Origin of the sequence: Amycolatopsis sp. NPDC005232 (genome assembly GCF_040607795.1) — a bacterium.
GTDB lineage: Bacteria > Actinomycetota > Actinomycetes > Mycobacteriales > Pseudonocardiaceae > Amycolatopsis.
The window spans coordinates 600756-617014 of sequence record NZ_JBEXHL010000001.1 but is presented as its reverse complement, the minus strand read 5'-3'; the positions used below and the strand labels follow the sequence as shown (position 1 = coordinate 617014).

21 protein-coding genes are annotated in these 16259 nt (G+C 69.3%); 3 read left to right on the top strand and 18 right to left on the bottom strand.

Going from position 1 to position 16259, the window contains the following annotated elements:
* Positions 1-4: 4 nt before the first annotated feature.
* Genes ABZU76_RS03030 through ABZU76_RS03020 form a run of 3 tightly spaced genes read left to right on the top strand, consistent with a single transcriptional unit; the run spans position 5 to position 659 of the window.
* A complete protein-coding gene (locus tag ABZU76_RS03030; RefSeq protein ID WP_354864471.1) occupies positions 5-274 on the top strand; it encodes a hypothetical protein in 270 nt (89 codons plus the stop codon).
* Between the two features lie 2 nt (positions 275-276).
* Positions 277-480 (top strand): hypothetical protein, encoded by a 204-nt coding sequence (locus ABZU76_RS03025; protein ID WP_354864469.1) that lies wholly within the window; start codon positions 277-279, stop codon positions 478-480.
* Positions 477-659, top strand: coding sequence for a hypothetical protein (locus ABZU76_RS03020; RefSeq protein WP_354864467.1), 183 nt, complete (start codon positions 477-479; stop codon positions 657-659). Before ABZU76_RS03025 ends, ABZU76_RS03020 begins: the two co-directional genes overlap by 4 nt.
* A 6-nt stretch (positions 660-665) precedes the next feature.
* On the opposite strand, the gene ABZU76_RS03015 is transcribed toward ABZU76_RS03020, so the two are convergent.
* From ABZU76_RS03015 to ABZU76_RS02930, 18 genes are all read right to left on the bottom strand, one after another.
* Positions 666-884, bottom strand: a complete 219-nt coding sequence (locus ABZU76_RS03015) for a hypothetical protein (protein ID WP_354864465.1) — start codon at positions 882-884, stop codon at positions 666-668.
* Positions 871-1713 (bottom strand): M15 family metallopeptidase, encoded by an 843-nt coding sequence (locus ABZU76_RS03010; protein WP_354864463.1) that lies wholly within the window; start codon positions 1711-1713, stop codon positions 871-873. Before ABZU76_RS03010 ends, ABZU76_RS03015 begins: the two co-directional genes overlap by 14 nt.
* A gap of 3 nt (positions 1714-1716) precedes the next feature.
* On the bottom strand, positions 1717-1962 hold the full coding sequence (locus ABZU76_RS03005) for a hypothetical protein (RefSeq protein ID WP_354864461.1): 246 nt from the start codon (positions 1960-1962) through the stop codon (positions 1717-1719).
* The gene (locus ABZU76_RS03000; RefSeq protein WP_354864459.1) at positions 1959-2450 is read right to left on the bottom strand and encodes a hypothetical protein; all 492 of its coding nucleotides are present in this window, start codon (positions 2448-2450) and stop codon (positions 1959-1961) included. Before ABZU76_RS03000 ends, ABZU76_RS03005 begins: the two co-directional genes overlap by 4 nt.
* Positions 2451-2462: 12 nt before the next feature.
* Positions 2463-5261, bottom strand: a complete 2799-nt coding sequence (locus ABZU76_RS02995) for a hypothetical protein (protein WP_354864457.1) — start codon at positions 5259-5261, stop codon at positions 2463-2465.
* Positions 5258-6214: a hypothetical protein gene (locus ABZU76_RS02990; RefSeq protein ID WP_354864455.1), complete on the bottom strand. Its 957-nt coding sequence runs from the start codon at positions 6212-6214 to the stop codon at positions 5258-5260. The genes ABZU76_RS02995 and ABZU76_RS02990 overlap by 4 nt, the downstream gene beginning before the upstream one ends.
* A complete protein-coding gene (locus ABZU76_RS02985) occupies positions 6214-6633 on the bottom strand; it encodes a hypothetical protein (protein WP_354864453.1) in 420 nt (139 codons plus the stop codon). The genes ABZU76_RS02990 and ABZU76_RS02985 overlap by 1 nt, the downstream gene beginning before the upstream one ends.
* Positions 6634-6806: 173 nt before the next feature.
* Entirely contained in the window at positions 6807-7130 is a 324-nt protein-coding gene (locus tag ABZU76_RS02980) for a hypothetical protein (protein ID WP_354864451.1), read from the bottom strand.
* An 11-nt stretch (positions 7131-7141) separates the two neighbouring features.
* Positions 7142-7543 carry a hypothetical protein gene (locus tag ABZU76_RS02975; RefSeq protein WP_354864449.1) on the bottom strand — a complete coding sequence of 134 codons (402 nt, stop codon included), beginning with the start codon at positions 7541-7543 and terminating at the stop codon, positions 7142-7144.
* Positions 7544-7545: 2 nt separating this feature from the next.
* Positions 7546-7953: a hypothetical protein gene (locus ABZU76_RS02970; RefSeq protein ID WP_354864448.1), complete on the bottom strand. Its 408-nt coding sequence runs from the start codon at positions 7951-7953 to the stop codon at positions 7546-7548.
* A gap of 4 nt (positions 7954-7957) precedes the next feature.
* Entirely contained in the window at positions 7958-8560 is a 603-nt protein-coding gene (locus ABZU76_RS02965) for a hypothetical protein (RefSeq protein WP_354864446.1), read from the bottom strand.
* 200 nt (positions 8561-8760) lie between these two features.
* Entirely contained in the window at positions 8761-11682 is a 2922-nt protein-coding gene (locus ABZU76_RS02960) for a phage portal protein (protein ID WP_354864444.1), read from the bottom strand.
* 115 nt (positions 11683-11797) lie between these two features.
* Positions 11798-13363, bottom strand: coding sequence for a terminase (locus ABZU76_RS02955; protein WP_354864442.1), 1566 nt, complete (start codon positions 13361-13363; stop codon positions 11798-11800).
* Positions 13284-13577 carry a hypothetical protein gene (locus ABZU76_RS02950; RefSeq protein ID WP_354864440.1) on the bottom strand — a complete coding sequence of 98 codons (294 nt, stop codon included), beginning with the start codon at positions 13575-13577 and terminating at the stop codon, positions 13284-13286. The genes ABZU76_RS02955 and ABZU76_RS02950 overlap by 80 nt, the downstream gene beginning before the upstream one ends.
* A gap of 229 nt (positions 13578-13806) precedes the next feature.
* Positions 13807-14133, bottom strand: a complete 327-nt coding sequence (locus ABZU76_RS02945) for a hypothetical protein (protein ID WP_354864438.1) — start codon at positions 14131-14133, stop codon at positions 13807-13809.
* A 238-nt stretch (positions 14134-14371) separates the two neighbouring features.
* Positions 14372-14548 carry a hypothetical protein gene (locus ABZU76_RS02940; RefSeq protein WP_354864436.1) on the bottom strand — a complete coding sequence of 59 codons (177 nt, stop codon included), beginning with the start codon at positions 14546-14548 and terminating at the stop codon, positions 14372-14374.
* Positions 14545-15279: an ATP-binding protein gene (locus tag ABZU76_RS02935; protein WP_354864434.1), complete on the bottom strand. Its 735-nt coding sequence runs from the start codon at positions 15277-15279 to the stop codon at positions 14545-14547. Before ABZU76_RS02935 ends, ABZU76_RS02940 begins: the two co-directional genes overlap by 4 nt.
* A 3-nt stretch (positions 15280-15282) precedes the next feature.
* Entirely contained in the window at positions 15283-16209 is a 927-nt protein-coding gene (locus ABZU76_RS02930) for a hypothetical protein (RefSeq protein WP_354864432.1), read from the bottom strand.
* Between the last annotated feature and the right edge of the window lie 50 nt (positions 16210-16259).

Here is a 16259-nt window from a genome sequence, read left to right as displayed (position 1 = left end):
GTGCATGACCACGCGCATCACGGGAGAGCTGACGGCCGTCCAGGTCGACGCCGCGTTGTACGCCGTGCACTTCTGGGCAGGCGACACCCGCAACCACCGGTACCTGCGCGCTCAGCTCGAGGACGGCGAGCGCGACACCTTCTATCCGGACTGCACACTTGCCGCGTTCGTGATCCCCGGCCGATGGGCCTTCCGCTCCGAGCTCTCCGAGGAACTCGGAGAGAACCGCGACCGCGCGCGTGACTGCCGCCCGTGCTTCCGGGCAAGGCGATAACCGTGGGCCCGCGGACCCTCGTGAAGTTCGTGTGGATGCCTACGGACGACGGCAAGCGCCACGTCATCTACTCGAAGCTCACGACCGCCAACGGGACGATCGTGAAGTCGATGTGCGGGCTCTGGCACACCCCGGCCGCGGCGGCGCACGGCGAGGACTGCCCGGCGTGCGCGCCCCACGCGCTCCCGGCCGACATCGGGCGGTGACGATGGGCTGGCACTGGAACTACGCGGGCGAGGTCTACGACGATGACGGCAAGATCATCGAGGTCGACGGCGACGACGTGCCGATGACCATCTGCGAGCAGCGCGCCGCTGAGCACTGGCACCGCGAGGAAGTGCCAGCGCGCCTCGCCCGCGCGCTTGAGCAGGCCCCTCTGCGATGAGATCGTTCAGACCTTCGGGACGTTCTTCGGACCGGCCACCACGGCGGCGACCGCGCACACACCCGTGATCAGCGCCTGGAGCCACGGCGGCACGGCGTGGACGCCGACCGAGTCGAGCCACGCGAACACGGTCACCGGCGGCACGCTCCCGGCGAGCGCGAGCAGGCCTTTCGCGTAACGCGCCCACCAGGGCACCGGAGCGGTCCGCGGCTCAGGGGCGGTCATTGGTCCACGCCTTCACCTTCGCGCCGGCCGGGGCCTTTACCCGGGCGACGATGTGCGAGTAGTTCGCGAACGCCTTGTCGGCGCCGACGAGGTTCCAGGGGCCAGGCCGGTCGGCGTCGACCTCGCCGCCGAGCTGGACGCTGACGCCGTGGGTGCCCTTCCCGCCCGGGGTGTCGTCGACCATCGAGATGCCCTGGACGATCACGTCCTGCTGGTACGTGCTGGCGATCCGCAGGTACTGGTGGCCGTTGACCGGGACCACGAGGTCCTGCCACGGCTGGTCCGGACCGGTGCCGGTGCCGGTGCCGATGATCACGTCGCTGCTCACGTCTTCGTCCTCCTGGTCGTGGACGGTGCCGCCGCCCGCGGTTCCTCCACCAGCCGGCGGCGCCGCCGCCAGCCGAGCCAGCACCGCGGCGCACGCGGCCTCGCTGGCGACGATCTCGAAGTGCATCGGGTCCTTGCGGCCGACGTAGTCGCCGCCCCACCGCACACAGCCGCTGGTCTGCGCGACGATCGCGTGGATGGTGGCGATCTGCGCCGAGGTGTAGTTCGCCGACGGGCTCGTGCCGAGCGGGTGCTTGGGCGCGTTCAGGTCGAGCGCGGTGCCGCTGGCGTGGTTCGACAGGTCGGTGGCGCCGCGCACGTCGCGGTAGGCGTAGCCCCAGCAGCCCGGCCAGATGAGCGGCTCGACGCGGGCGTGGAACTGCCGGCCGACCCACGCGAGCAGGTCCCCAGTTGCGCCAGCGCGCAGCGGCACCGAGCCACCGGGCAGGGCGCGGCCCACGGGCGTGATCGGGGCGGTGTAGCCGTTCTGGGACGTGGGCATGGGTCAGCCTCCGGTGATCGCGGCGACGATGGCAGCGCCACCCCAGGAGATGACCGCGGTAATCCCGGTCATCGTCCAGCGCCACTGCTCGAGCGAACGGATACGGGCTTCGTGGTCGGTGTCGCGCTTCTCGACCACGTCGATCTTGTCGACCAACTTCGCGGTGAGGTCCTTGGTGGCCAGCACCTGGTCGTAGATCTCGCGGTTGGTGATCGTGACTCCAGCTCGGCGATCTTCCTCCGCGGTCATCCCAGCGCCCTTCCCCAGATGCTGAACTTCGCCGGCCGCGTCGACTGCGCGACCGTGGTGGAGGTGCCGGCGTTGTAGAACCACGCGGTGATGGTGGTGTTCGGGGGCACGTAGATGCTGCCTGAGACGCCCTTGTCGCCCCAGCCGCCGCTGGACTGTGCCGTGGCGAACGGTGCGATGAGCGCGTTGGCGTCGCTGTAGGCGGTGCCGGACATGATCGCGACGCCGCCGACGACGTTCCCGGTGTTGCGGAGCTGGCACAGAATGTCGACGACCAGGCCGAGGGCTCCCGTGGTCCAGGTATCGGTGCCGTTGAACGTGATGTCGCCGGTGAACGGGACCACGATGTTCGGGAACTGCAGCTTGGTCGCGGCCGCGTTCAGGGTCTGGCCGACGCCGGCGGTCCCTGTTGACCAGCACTCGCCGCCGCGTGCGGTGAGCGCGTTGAGCTGCGACGCCCGGACCTTCTGGCCTGCGGTGAATCCCACGGTTTCCTCCTCTCACAGCCCGAGCACGGGCGGGTCCCACACCTCGACCGCGGTGCCGGCGGGTTTACCGACCGGGAGCGCGTCGATGGTGAACGTCTGCTGCGTGCCGGTCGCGGCGCTGCACGCGGTCGCACGAACCTTCAGCCCGCCGACGGACAGGTACAGCGGGAAGTCGTCGGCGGCTGTCGTCCACAACGGACCAGACGGCGTCTCGACCTTCAGTGAGGTCGTGCCGACGGTGCCAGGAACGGCGTCGAACACCACGATGGCGCCGCGGGAGATCGCTGCAGCGCCGCCGTTTACCGGGAACACGGCGGGCAGCACCGACCCGCCTTGCCCGGGGCCGGCCACGATGTAGTCCCACACGATCCCGGCATCGTCGCCCGCGGTGCCGACGGGCTCGCCGATCTCGGTGGCGACAGGGTCGACGGTGGTCCAGTCGTCGGCTTTCCACCCGAGCGCCATCACCAGCGCCGGGGAGTCGTAGTGCGCGACGCCGGGCCAGGCGATGTTCTGGGCCGAGGCGTTGAGCTGCTCGCTGTAGAGCTGGGGTGCGCCGACGTTGCGGAAGATCGCGGCCTGCGCCACGGTCGTCGCGTTCGTGGCGCCGCCGGTGAAGCTCACGGTCGGGTTCGACTCGGTGCCGGTGTGGACCTTGTAGAACAGCCGCATGTTCGCAGGCGTGCTGGGACCCTGGACGAGGGTGTATCCGGTCGGGGTGTTCGGTGTGCCGGTGCCGCTGTTGCGGATCGACGCGAGCACCAGGATCAGGTCACCGGCTCGGCCGCCGGCGGGCAAGGTCGGGGTGAGCGAGGCGTTGTTCGCCGAGGTGCCAGGGCCGGCGCCGACGAGCGAGGGAAGCGGGATCCGCGCTCCGTCGGTCTGCAGCCGCATGAGGTCGTCGTCGGTGTCGCCGGTCTCGTCGGCGATGGTGGCGATGGTCCAGGGCGCCGCGGGACTGCACTTCGCGGTGAAGATCCATTCGCGCGGGGACAGGCTGTGTTCCATGCCCTCGACGAGCAGGTCCACCGTGTCGTCGGGGAGTCCGGCGATCACGTCGCTGACGTTCGAGACAGACACGTGGGTGCTGGGTCGGACCTGGAGCACCTCGAACGCGCGCGCTGGCGCAGCGCGCAGGTTCACGGCCAGCGTCGGGTAGCGGTAGCCCTCGACGGTGCCGAGGTGAACGGCCCACGACGCGTAGTTGACCACGTCGTCGAGCACGAACAGGTTGACCTCGGAAGACGAGTCGTAGACGCCGATGGCGTCGGTGCCGAGCGGCCCGTCGGTGTCCTCGAACGTGGTTTTCGAGCTGGCGCCGGTGACGGACGCGGTGACGCGGTTGCGGTTGCGCTGGTCGTCGTCGGTGGGCTGGAACGGCGGGTACAGCTCGGTTGCGTCCAGCGCGAGGTCTACGGCGGCGTTCTCGCGTTCGCCGCGGGTGATGTAGGTGAGGCCGGCGTCCAGGCCATCGAGCAGCACGCCTTGGTCCACCGCCTCGCACTCGCGCAGCAGATCCACGACGGACACCGGACGTTGGGGACCCATCTGCACGCCGACGGTGCCGACGACGTTGACGTTGAACCCCTGCTCGATGCCGAGGCGCAGCAGGCGCAGGGCAGCGTTCTCGCCGGAGTAGGCCACGATGGCCTCGGCGTAGTCGCCGTTCCACACGATCGGCGAGTTCCAGAACGCGACGTGGCCAAGGGTCACCGGGTCCTCGGCGTTGCCCGGGTCCGGCAGTGAGTCGAACCGGATCTGTGAGGGCACGCCGCGCGGCAGCACCGCGCTGATCTTGAGGGCCACAAGCTGGCCGTCGCGCAGAAGGTTCCACTGCGTGTTCGTAACGGACTGGTCTACCGTGAGCGTCCACGAGTGCCACACGTCGTCCCAGCCGGTGAAGTCGCCCTGCGTGTAGCTCATCTGCAAGGTGTCGCCGGCGGGCTGCGAGCTGTACACCTCGACGGTGCCGTCGGTGTAGAAGATCGCGTATATCGTGAGGGCGTTCTGCCCCTGCGTGGTCAGGAAGAACTTGGCGCCCGAGATGGACGTGTACCGCATGATCCACGACACGGCCCAGTACGTCTGCGTGCCATCGGGAAACAGCGAGGTCCGGACCGGGCAGTACATCGACGCGCCGGCCGACACCTGGACGGCGCGCTCGGTGGCGACGTTGTCGGTGTCGCCGCCCCACTTCACCTTGCCGTAGTTGACTCCACCGATGTCGCCAGGCTTCACCAACGCAGGCAGACCGCCGGTGTCGGAGATCCCAGCGGATGCGGTCTTGTCCTCCTCCAGCGGCCAGTACTCCACCGGCTTGGTGAAGCTGCCGACGGTGTGGAACCGGTAGAGCGCTGAGCGCAACGGGTCGCTGCCCTGCAGCAGACGGCGCAGCAGTCCGGACGCGGACAGCCCAGCCAAGGGGATCCGGCCGACATCATCGCGCCACTCCGGGCTGAACCCGTCGGCGTAGCCCTGCGCCACGACGCGGAACCCGTTGAGGTCGTTGAGGTCCACCGAGACGCGCACGGGGACGTTGCGGCGCACGTTCGGGTAGTTCGGCGAGATGCCGCCGAGCGAGTACGCGTTCGTCGAGTTGTCCAGCTTCAGGCTGATAGTGGTCGGCCCGCTGGTGCTCGCCTCGTCGTTGCGGCCCAACGTGACGCTGATCTTCTCGTCGAACAGCACGTCCGTGGTCACGTCGGCCCATACCCAAGAGAACCCGTTGTAGTCCGTCATGTCCGCGCCCCACGCGATCTCCACGCGGATCTGGGAGCCTGGGATTTCGGGGAGGAAGGGAACGGCCATCATGCACGCACCTGGATCGCACCCGTGCGCACGAGCTTCATGAAGGCCGTCGCGAACGCGCCGTCCACGTTGCCGCCGAACGTGACCGCGGCCGCGCCGCCGCCGCCCTGCGGTCCGGTCGCCGGGATGACGCGCTCGCCGGCCTGGAGGATGGTGAGCATCTCGGACCCGGCCACACCGGGCACCACGCCACCGGTGTGCAGGCGCGGGATGTACGGGATGTCGGGGATGCCCGGGATGCCGACCACGCCGGTGATCGTGTTCACGCCGTGGATCAGCTTGTTGATCGCGTAGATGCCGCCGTTGAGCAGGTCGATCGCGCCGTTGATCGCCCACTTCGCTCCGGCCTGGATGCCGTCCCACATGTGGGAGAAGAAGCCACCGATCTTGCTCGCGATCCCGGAGATCCAGTTGGTGAAGTCGTTCCACTTCACGAGCATCCAGCCGATCACCTCGGTGACCTTCTGCTTCACTGCGTCCCAGTGCGTCACCATCAGCACGATCGCCGCGATCAAGGCGACGATGCCGATCACCACCCACGTGATCGGGTTGGCGAGCAGCGCCGTCGTGAAGGACCAGACCGCGGGCACGACGGTCGAGAACAGCGTCGAGCCCAGCGACGCGATCGTTGGGATCACGAAGTCCGTGAGGCCGCCTGCGAGGTCGGCGAGGCCGAGCGCCATGTCGGTGACGCTGCCGTCCTTGAAGCCCTGGATGGTGTCGCCGACACCGGTGATGGTATCCGAGAAGCCCTGGAATCTGGTCTCGGAGGTGTCCGTCGCCTCGCCCGCCTTCTCGCCGATCCCGTTGAAGCTGTCGCCGATCCGGCGTGCGCTGCCGTCGACCCGGCCGGCCATCCGCTCCGACGAGTCGCCCACACCGGAGATGGTCTTGTCCAGCTGCGCCGCGTCACCGGCGAACGTGAGCTTGACGGTGGGGCCCTGCGATCCCGCCATCACTCCACCTCCAGACCGGCCTGGCGCGCCACATTGGACAGCCCGTCGGCGAGCTGCTGCACGACGCGGTCCTGGTTGTCCGCGAAGGACGCCCAGATGTAGCGGCCCTTCTTGAAGAACGGCCGCTTGGTCTTCTTGCCGGGGCCGACGCCGCCGCCGAAGTCGAGCCACGGGTAGTACGGGTAGCGCTTGCCGCCGCCCTGCACACGCGCCGCGGTGCGGGTGGATGCCGCTTTGAGACTGGAGACGGCGTGGCCGCCCTTGCCGGGGCCGATCGGTACCTTCGGCTTGGCGTCGGCGACGACGAGCTCGGCGGCGTCGTTCGCGGCCAGGCGCAGCGCCTTCGGCAGCTCGGGTGAGATGTTCTTCAGGGAGCGCTGGAACTCGCGCAGTCCCTCGATGCGAATCGCGTCCGCCACCGTGTCACCCCTTCCCGTGTGCCGCCATCTTCTGTTCCATCTCGGCCCGTTGTGCCTTGCGGCCGTGGTAGACCGTCCAGGCCATGTACTCGGCGTTGCTCATGCTCGCGAGCAGCTCGTCGCGCGTGCGCCCGAGCCGGTCCGCCAGGTAATAGGAGAACTCCTGGTCCGGGTCACTTTCGAACGCCAGGTACGCCGCTTTTGGCGGCCTCCTTCTTCATGCCCGAGATCTCGGCGATCCGGTCGGTGAGCGGGGTGAACAGGCCGGCGGGAAGCTGCTTCTGGAGCTGCTCCACGTCCTTCTCGGACAGGACCGGCTCGGCGACGGCGTGGGCGATGATCCACTGCTCGGCCTTCGCCACCGGAAGTTCCTTGTCCTTCACCGTCAGCGCTTCCGCGCGGGTGAGGGGACGGATCTTGAACACGCCGAGCTGCGGCACGTCGAACTCCTCGACGCCGAAGGTCTTGGCGAGCAGGTCCTCTTTGGACACAACCATGTCGATGCCTCTCAGGCCTGGGTGCTGTTGACGACCGCGCCGGTGAGCTGGAGCGTCGCGGACCAGGTGATCATGTCCGCGACCGGAGTGGTCTCCTCGTAGGCCGTGACGAGGACGTTCACGGTGTCCTCAGGCTTGCCGGTGCCAGTGCCCTCCGGCCGGTACACGAGCTCGACGACGGTGCCGAGCAGCGGCTCGACGACCTTCTTCGGGCCGGACGCGCCGGACTCGTAGATGCCCGTGAGGGTGTTGGTGCCGTCGAGCAGACCGCCGGCGTACTTGTGCGCGGTCGAGCCGAACGTGGTCACGTCGTGGCTGTCGGCCGACCGCTTCGGCGCGATGTTGTTGCAGAACGCCGACAGATCCTTGTCGTCGAGCGATACGTAGGCGTTCTTGCCGTGAACCTGGGCCATGATCAGGCACCTCCTGGGCCGATGATGTCGAGTTGAAACTGGGCCGCGAGGTAGTCGACGCCGTTGATCCGGGGCTCGCCGATGGTGGCCTGGGTGACCCGCACCGAGTCGCACGCGGTGTAGGCGTAGGACTCCAGCGCCTGCTTGACCGACGCATCCCCCGCGCCGTTGACGAAGCGCGCGAGCCGATCGCGCGCGTTCTTCGCGTCCATGCGGGACACGACGAGGTAGACCGGCAGCGTGATCCGGTCCCCGCCGCGGGCCATGGCGGTGTCGTAGTCGATGGTGTCCGGCCAGACCACGATCGCTGCCGGCGGCGTGATCCGGTCGGTGGTGAAGGGGAAGACGTTCACCTTGTCGAGCGTTTCGAGCGCGGTCCCGAGCTGGTCCATGACGGTCGCGAGGTTCACGAGCTCACCCGACCCGCAGGGCACGGCGCCGATACTCGGCCACCATCACCTGCACGTCCGGGTCCAGCTTGGCCAGTAGCCGCAGCTCGGATCCGGTGTCCGGCGAGCCGGCCACGCCGAACGGGGAGTCTCGGCGGGCGAACAGCCGCGACGCCTGCATCAGCGTCGCCTGCTTGACCGTGGCCGGCACCTCGGCCCACCCGAACAGCGCGGTGACCCGGACCCCGTCGACCGCGATCGCGGCGATCGTGCCCGGCAGCTGCACCTCGGTCCACGGCCGATCCTCGGCGGCCGCGTTGCGGGGCAGCATCACCGGGGAAGGCTCCACGGTCCAGGCGCCATCACCGGGGTCGGTGGCCACCTCGGTCGGCGCCACCATCACGTCGTCGATGAGCGCGAGCCACGCGCACCGGCGCCCCGACCAGTACGGGGTGTAGAACCGCGGCTCAGCCGCGGCTGTCTGCCCGAACTGCCGGCGCGTGAACCGGTCGATGGCGCGGGAAGCGGCGGAGATGGCCAGGGCCAGCTGCTCTTCGTCGGTGACATCGTCGGCGTGCACGTAGTCCGCGAGCTCCGTCGTCGTGACGTAGTCCGGTTGCCAGGCCATCTCCGCTCACCTCCTCACGGGTTTCGTCGCTGGAACTCGTGCTCGGGCACGAGTCCTTCCTCAGTCGGCACCATCCACACCGGACGCGTCGGGGGCACGTCGGGTGTGGATGGTGCGCCCTCGGCGTCCGGGGCGGGGTCCGGAGTTTCCGGGGCGGGGTCCGGCGCCGGTTCCTGGGCTTTACGCGCGGGCATGATCGATCACGCCGCGTTGTCGTAGGTGATCTTGCGAACGCCGTCGGTGCGAGTGCAGGCCAGCGCCTTGTAGCCCCACACCGCCACGTCCACGAACGCGACGCGGTACTGGAACTCCAGCCGCTGCGGGTTCGACGCCCAGCCGTGCACGTCCTCGCGGTTGTAGAGGTAGCTGTCGTTCGCGGCGCCGTCGGTGAACGGCAGCGCCCACGCCGGCATCCCCGCGAGCCCGGCGATCGAGATCCCGCCGAAGAACGGGCCCATCGTGCCGTCGGCGTTGGTGGCGCCCAGCACCGGGAAGATCGGCCGGCCGTCGGCGTCCTTCGCCGCGGCCAGCGCGGTGTAGAGGCCCTGCTCCAGCTTGAAGTCGCGGAACCGGAACCCGCCGCGCACGAACTGCAGCGCGGCCAGCGCCTTCTTGACCTCCTGCGCCAGCGCACCGTCGACACCGCCCGCGGTGAGCGTGATCGCGGTGACCGTGAGGCCGTCGATCATGGTGGCCGCGGACTGCTCCAGTGCCTCGTTGTAGGCGCGGACCATCTGCCGCCACAGGATCGTCGACAGCTGCGGGTTGCCGCCCTGGTCCCACGCCTCGCGGGTGACCTCGACCCGGCCGGACACGGCCGAGGGAGTGATGGTCTGCGAAGTGGTGGTGAAGGTGCCGGCACTCGGGTCGGTGCCCTCGGTGTGGTCGCCGACGAGGCTGCCCGCGCTGGCGAACTTCGGCAGCGTGAACGGCGTCGAGTCGGCCAGGGTGCCCTTGACGATCGAGTCCCAGATCGGGGTCGCGTACTCGAGCTGGTCGACGTAGAGGTCCGGGCGCTGCTTGTTCGGGTTGAGGGTGGCGACGTTGGCCTTGGTGACGAACTCCACGTCCGGCTGCTGGTAGCTGAAGTTCTCGGCGACGAACGCCTCGACGCGGGCGAGCGCTTCCTTGTCGCCCTTCGCGCCGGCGATCATGTCGCTGGAGAAGTCCTGCTTGCCGCGCAGGCCGTCGAACCGGTACTGCGGCTCCTCGTTCACCGAGAACGCGGCTTTGCGGCGCGTCGGGTCGATGATCTCCGGGCCGGCCTGGCTCTGCTGCACCTCGACGAGCGAGTTGATCGCCTCGACCAGGTTGCTGGAGCGGTCGTTCTGCTTGGTGAATGCCTCCACCGCGGCGGTGAACGCGGCGGTGAGATCCGGCCCGGCGGCCGGGGTCTCCTGGTTGCCCTTCGGCTCATCAGGCATCGGATTGTCCTTCCTGCTGGCTGCGACGCTCGTGACTCGGGCGTCGTCGAATGCGGGGGCCGCGGTGATCGCGGTACCGACCAGGCGCGCGCTCGACACGAGCCGCACCATGTCGTCATCGGGGTCGCGCGCCCATCCGCCGTCGGTGAAGTCGGCTTCGATGGAGAAGCCGTCGAGGACCTTGTCTTCGGCCAGCGACAGCACCTCGTCGCCGGCGGCTCCGCGCGCGATCTTGAACGTGCCCTCGAGGCCGGCGTCGGTCGACTCGAGCTTGGTGGCGTAGCCGACGGCCTGGGCGCGGTCGTGCTCGCGGTTGAGCTTCACCCGCGAGGGGTCCGCCCACGACAGGCTGTCCTTGCTGAAGGACCACTTCGCGTAGTTCGACCACGCGGTCTTGCCCCACGGCACCAGCAGCCCGGACACGGTGCGCTTCTCGGCGTCCACTGTGAACCGCGCGTCGGCGGCAGGGATGTCGAACGCGATCCGCGTAGTGCCCCCGTCCTCGGCGAACCGGACGTGGCTGGTGCGGGACATACCGGTCTCCTCGGTCTGCGGGTCGGTCTGCTGGGCGGCCGCCGGGTCTGTCTGCTGTGGACGCACGGGAGCCTCGACCGGCACGGCCGGCAGGCCTTCCATCTCGCGCACCTCGGGCACGGACAGCACGCGGTTGGACAGGCCGGTCTGGTACGTGCCCCACCGCTCGGTCGGGTTGGACTTCAGGTAGTCGTCCAGGTCGAACTCGACGTACTGGCCGCGCTTGGTCACGTCGTTCATGCCCAGGCGGTCGGTGATCGCGCGCATGAAGGGCGACAGCACGTCGTTGATGCGGTCACGGCGCCGGTCGATCACGTTGGCGTACGACCGGCTGGTGGTCGAGACCTGCAGGTCCTCGGAGTCGAGGCCGAAGGCGTTGGCGATCTCCACTGTCACCTGCTTCTGCAGCTCGACGAGCTGGAGGTCTGCGGGAGTCGGGGCCTGGACGACGGCGTACTTCAGCGCGGCCGGCACGTAGGCGGTGGTACGGGCGCGACGGGCCTGCTGCCACTCGTCGAGGATGTCCTCGACCTCGTCGTCCTCGATCGGGTCGGCGCCCTCAGTCGGGGTGAAGTAGTCCGAGGGGCGCGGGTCGTTGGCGTACATCGTGGCGGACTGCTCCAGCACCATCGCGCGGCGGATCGCGCGCGCCGCGGCCACGAGGAACGGCGGGTTGGGCGAGTCGAAGCGGATCATGTCCTGGCCGAGCACCGGTTCGCCGTTGACCCACACCACGCCGCCCGGCAGCTGCTGTCCAGAGGGGAGCGTGCGCAGCTGCGGCGCGCCGGCCGGGGGCAGCAGGGACACGGTGCCGGCGTCGAGGTGCACCGCCGAGCGCGGAAACCCGTCGGCCATTCGGTCGGTGACCTGCCACCACGAGATCGCGTCGAACACGAGGTCTTCCACGGTCTGCGCCAGCGTGACCACGTTCGCGGTAAACGGGTCGATCTGCTCCAGCAGCGGCGAGCGCACCAGCATCCGGTCTTTGTCCCGCGTCACGAGCGGGAGCGTGCCGATCGAGCACAGCAGGTTCCGCCCGCGCAGCACCGCCGGCACCGACAGCGCCCGTTCCCGGCTCACCGGCGTGGACGACAACTCCGTGCGGCCCGAGGAGAGCAGCGAGTCAATCGGCCTGACGGGGTCGATGGGCACAGAGAAGCGCACCGCGGTCTCGTTGCGCTCCGCGGTAGGCGCTTGGTCCCACTGAAACAGCGTTCGCCACCAGCCCACACCGGCCACGATACATGTACACCCTGACATATGAACAGACGTGCAACTGTCAGGTGTGTCGAGTCCCCTTCGCCACCACCAGCCGCGGCTTGCCGACCGGCGGCGGTAGCGTGCGGGCCAGGTGCACAGCGCCGGCCGCTGCGTAGACCGCGTTCACGTGGCCGGCGCCGCGGCGGACGAACACCCACGCGTCACCGCGGGCCTTCGGCTCGGCCGCCTCGGTCTGGGCGTCCAGCAGCGCGTCGCCCGAGTGCGCGATCTGGCGTGACGCGACCTGCTCGGCGTAGCCCATGCACACCTCGGCCACCTCGCCCCGGATGGGCACGAGCTCAACTCCCGGCGGCGGCCAGCCCTTGCGCTGCACGAGCTCGGCGGCCACGGCCGCGGACGGGCCATGCGCGAACCATCCGAGCTTGCGCGGCTTGATCTTGCGCACCCAGCCCGGCAGCTCCCGCCGGAACGCTGCCGTGTCCGTCCACGCCGCGATCGGCTCGACCCGGACCCGACCATCCGCCATCCGCGCGGCCGCGACGAGCGCGACGTGTTTCTGGTCCATCGACACGTCGAACGTCAGCACCACGTTCGACTTCACCAAGTCGCCCGGGTCGAGGCAGCCCGCCGGGTACTCCGCCGACCACGCCTCCATGTCGATCGCGGGATCGAGCAGCGGCACCCGCAAGCACAAGATCTCCGTGAGGTACTGCGCCAGCTCGTCGCCGCCGTTGCGCTTCGCCCGGCGCGCGTCGGACAGCAGCGAGGCCAGGTCAATCCCCCGCCGGTTCAGGTTGGGGTTGCTCGAAGCCAGCGCCTCTGGGTCGTCGGGCTCCGAGCCGGGAGGTGCGGACCACTCGAACACGCCGAGCTGCGCGTCGCCGTCGGCGCGGATCCGCTCGACACCGTTCACCCGCTCGACCCCGTCCGATCGCAGCGAGTCGAGCACCACGGCGCTCGCGTCGCCCATGTTCGAGATCGCGAACGCCTGCGCGTCCGAGACTGCGTTCATCGCGTTGTAGGCCGCGTTCCACGCGTCCCAGCTGTCATGCTCGCGCAGCTCGTCGAGGATCAACCGGTGGATCGTCAACGACCGGCCACCGCGCCGGTTCGCCGCCGCGATCCGGTAGCGCGACCGCTCGACCGTCACGAGCGCTTCCTCACCAGCCGCCTTGCGCACCGTCGCGACCAGCGGCGCGAGCTCGTCGAGGCGCTCGGCCAGATCCACGGCCTTCTGCCACGACTCCTTCGCGTAGCCGAGGTTCGTGCTCGTGCCCAGCACCAGCGGCACGCACTCGACGAACAGCCAGAACAACGCCAGCACCACGAGCACGTGCGTCTTGCCGTTCTGCCGCGCGACGATCACCAGCACCTTGCGGAACCGGGGCCGGCCATCGGGCAGCAGCTCGCCGGCGTGCACGACGAGCCACTCTTCCCACGGATCGAGGGGCATGCCGAGCACCTCGGCAGCGAAATCGATCACGTCGAAGCCATAGGAGGTGGCCGGCGTCAGCTCACGTAGCGGCGGCGTCCACAACCGCGGCTCAGTCCGCCCCAGCACGGCGGGCGTCACGTCGCTCGCGGAGCTCGTCGAGCGCGCTACGCCGCTGCTTGCCTTCACCACGGTCGCCTCCCTTCCCCAGCACCGCCGCGCGGCCCTTGGCCGTCATCCCCATCGACTCCAGGCACGCCAGCAACAGCGGACCCACCTTCGCCAAGGCTTCCGGGTTGCCGTCCAGCTCCGCCGCATACGCGCGTGCCAGCTGAGCCGCCGCCTGATCCTCCGGCCGTAGCTCCACGGCGCCCAGCGACGCGCTCAGCGCCTCGGAAACGCTCATCTGCCCACTCCTCCCCCACCAGCATGACCAAACCGGCGCCGATCCCGACGTACCCCAGCGTCACCGACCAACCCAGCCCCGACCCGCCCGAAACCGGCCAGAACTCCACGCAAAAAAAGAACACTACGGCGGGTGTCCTGGGGCGCCCCGTGACCAGGAAAAAACGGGTCGCCGTCGGCGTGCGCGGTCGATTTGTGCTGGTCGACGGTTCGTGTTGCGTCCATTGTGGTCACCATTTCGTGCGTGGAGTCGGGGCGGGGTCGGGGGTGTCCCTGCCTGGCTCCCCCTCGGCGAGGTTGCACTCGGCGTGCGCGGCCACCAGGTGGCGGGGGTCGTCGCCGTGGCGTTTGCCGAGGGTGTGGTGGACGTGCAGTGAGCGTGGGTGTGGGTGCTTGAGCCGTGGGTCGATGGGCTGGTGGCAGAGGCCGCACACCCAGCGGTCGCGTGCTGCGATGTCGAGCCGCAGCTTGCGCCACCGGGTGGTGCTGCCACCAGCCCATGACCTGGACATCAGCGCGGCGCCGGTTCCAGCAGCGAGGCGACGTGCTGCATCCACGCCCGCTCGGTGGGACAGTCCTGGCCGCAGCCGCATCGGCCCATGCCGTTCACTCTGCTCGGCTGGTAGTTGTGGTTGGCGCGGCCGGGTGTTTGATGGGCGAACGTCTCGTGCTCGCAGGCGTCACCGGTTGGCGGGTTCGGGTTGACGTAGGTGAGCTGTACGTGTGGTGCGTGACAGCAGGGCATGGTGTGTCTCCGTTCTGTGGCTGGCCGTTGTGGACGGTTGGGGGCGGGCATCAGGCGGCCTTGTCCATGAGCCGGGTCACGGCGCGGTAGACGGCGATGGCGTGTTCGGGGCAGATGCCGGCGGGCAGGCCGATCTGGCCGGGTTTGCCGCAGGGCTGGCCGTCGCGGTCGAGCGAGGTACACGGCACGGTGGCTGCCAGTACCTGGCTTCGGGTCGGTGTGGTCATGCTGCCCTCCTGCGGTCGTGTCCCTTGAGGACGACGGTGGTGCACATCTCGGTGAGGCGGGACGCGACGCGGTCGCCGAGGATGGCGCCGAGCTCGGTGGGCGGGACGTTGCTGGTGATCAGGGTCGGGAGGTTGTTGTTGTACCGGGCGTTGATCAGCCGGTAGTTGATCTCCTCAACCCACTCGGACGACTTCGCGGCGCCGAGGTCATCGACGAACAGCAGGTTCGCGCGGGCGTGCTGCTCGAACAGTTCCTCGGAGTCGCGGCCGGGCCGGGGCCGCAGCTGCGCGTAGAGGTCGGCCGCAGTGACGACGGTGGGCCGACAGTGGCCGCCGGCGTCGATGTAGCGGCTGAGCGCGCCGTATGCGGCGTGGGTCTTGCCCACGCCAGTCCGGCCGACCAGCAGGATGCTCGGGCCGCGCAGGTAGCCGCGGTCCAGGACTGCACCCGCCAGCGTCGCAGACCAGGTCAGCAGTTCCGCCTGGTCGGTGCTGGCGCCGAGGTAGCGGTGAGGCACCTGTCGCTCGAATTGGGTGCGGACGCGGCGTGACGCGGCGGCACGCTCTTCAGCGGCGATGCGGGCCTCGGCTTCAGCGGCTTCCTTCGCGCGCTGCTCCTGCTTCCACGCGTCGAAGGTGAGCGCGGTGCCGGCCTTCTCCCACTCGGCGCGCTGCTCGGCCTCCCACTCGGCGAGGGTGTCGGCAAGTCGTCGTGGCTGGTTGGTCGTCATGGGTCACCCCAGGGGTTGGTCGTAGGCCGACTGGTCGGCCGGGTTGCGGAAGGTCTGATGTCCGCCTGCGGCGACAGCGCGCGGCGGTGGTGGGTCGTCGTTCCAGCGTTGGCCGTTGAGCCACGTGGTCGGGTGCGGGACGTACTGCTCGGACGTTCCGGCTTTCCGCCACAGGTCGGCCCATCGGATTGCTTCCTTGGCGAGGAGGTCGGGTGCGAGGTGCTTGCACGCCTTCGGCCACGCTTTGCGGGCGTCGGCCTTCTTGACCTTGCGGGGGTATTCGGCCCAGAAGCGCTCGAACGCGGCGGCGGAGCCGCCGTAGTTTGTAGAGGTAGAAGAAGTAGAGGTAGTAGTAGTGGTAGTAGGGGGCTCTTCTCCCGATGCCTCACCAATAGGCAACGGCAATGGCTCGTCCGATGCCTTGTCGAATGGCATTGCGGGTGCCTCTGAGGGGTCCATTTCGGACGGATCGACCGAAGGGTCTTGGAGTACCGCCAGGAGGCGTTTCGAGCTCCAGCCGAAAAGGCTCGGCTCGTCGCGACGCAGCCGCAGGAGCTCGTGGACGATCACGCCCCGGATGCGCGCAGACGCCACGCCCTCGTAGGCCTTGGCGGCTGCGGTCGCCATGAACTCGCGGGCCATCAGGCCGTCATGGCGCAGGAAGCTGCGCACGAGGACTTCGTCGGTGGCCTCGTCGACGATGAGGAACCGCGACGCCTGCAGCTCGGCCGCAGCCGTCTCGACGGCGCCCGCGACCCAGCCGGACGCGAGTGCAGCGATCCGCTTCGGCCGCCAGTCGGCCACGCCGGCGTAGCTGAGCGACGGCGAGGTCAGGATGAGGAGGTAGAGGTGCTGCGCCTCGACGCTGAGCGCGCGGAAGTCCGGATCCGTCCAGATGGACAGCCGAACGTTGGCCTGTTCACGTGCCACGGGTGGCGCCTTTCGCAGTCCCGGGCGGGGCTGGGCCGAAACCCAGCCCC

Bases quoted from the DNA above. Each gene is read 5' to 3' on its own strand.
- ABZU76_RS02965 (WP_354864446.1), bottom strand. From the start codon at position 8,560: ATGGCCTGGCAACCGGACTACGTCACGACGACGGAGCTCGCGGACTAC.
- ABZU76_RS02995 (WP_354864457.1), bottom strand. From the start codon at position 5,261: ATGATGGCCGTTCCCTTCCTCCCCGAAATCCCAGGCTCCCAGATCCGC.
- ABZU76_RS03005 (WP_354864461.1), bottom strand. From the start codon at position 1,962: ATGACCGCGGAGGAAGATCGCCGAGCTGGAGTCACGATCACCAACCGC.
- ABZU76_RS03010 (WP_354864463.1), bottom strand. From the start codon at position 1,713: ATGCCCACGTCCCAGAACGGCTACACCGCCCCGATCACGCCCGTGGGC.
- ABZU76_RS03030 (WP_354864471.1), top strand. From the start codon at position 5: ATGACCACGCGCATCACGGGAGAGCTGACGGCCGTCCAGGTCGACGCC.
- ABZU76_RS03015 (WP_354864465.1), bottom strand. From the start codon at position 884: ATGACCGCCCCTGAGCCGCGGACCGCTCCGGTGCCCTGGTGGGCGCGT.
- ABZU76_RS02950 (WP_354864440.1), bottom strand. From the start codon at position 13,577: ATGAGCGTTTCCGAGGCGCTGAGCGCGTCGCTGGGCGCCGTGGAGCTA.
- ABZU76_RS02935 (WP_354864434.1), bottom strand. From the start codon at position 15,279: ATGACGACCAACCAGCCACGACGACTTGCCGACACCCTCGCCGAGTGG.
- ABZU76_RS02980 (WP_354864451.1), bottom strand. From the start codon at position 7,130: ATGGTTGTGTCCAAAGAGGACCTGCTCGCCAAGACCTTCGGCGTCGAG.
- ABZU76_RS02940 (WP_354864436.1), bottom strand. From the start codon at position 14,548: ATGACCACACCGACCCGAAGCCAGGTACTGGCAGCCACCGTGCCGTGT.
- ABZU76_RS02975 (WP_354864449.1), bottom strand. From the start codon at position 7,543: ATGGCCCAGGTTCACGGCAAGAACGCCTACGTATCGCTCGACGACAAG.
- ABZU76_RS02990 (WP_354864455.1), bottom strand. From the start codon at position 6,214: ATGGCGGGATCGCAGGGCCCCACCGTCAAGCTCACGTTCGCCGGTGAC.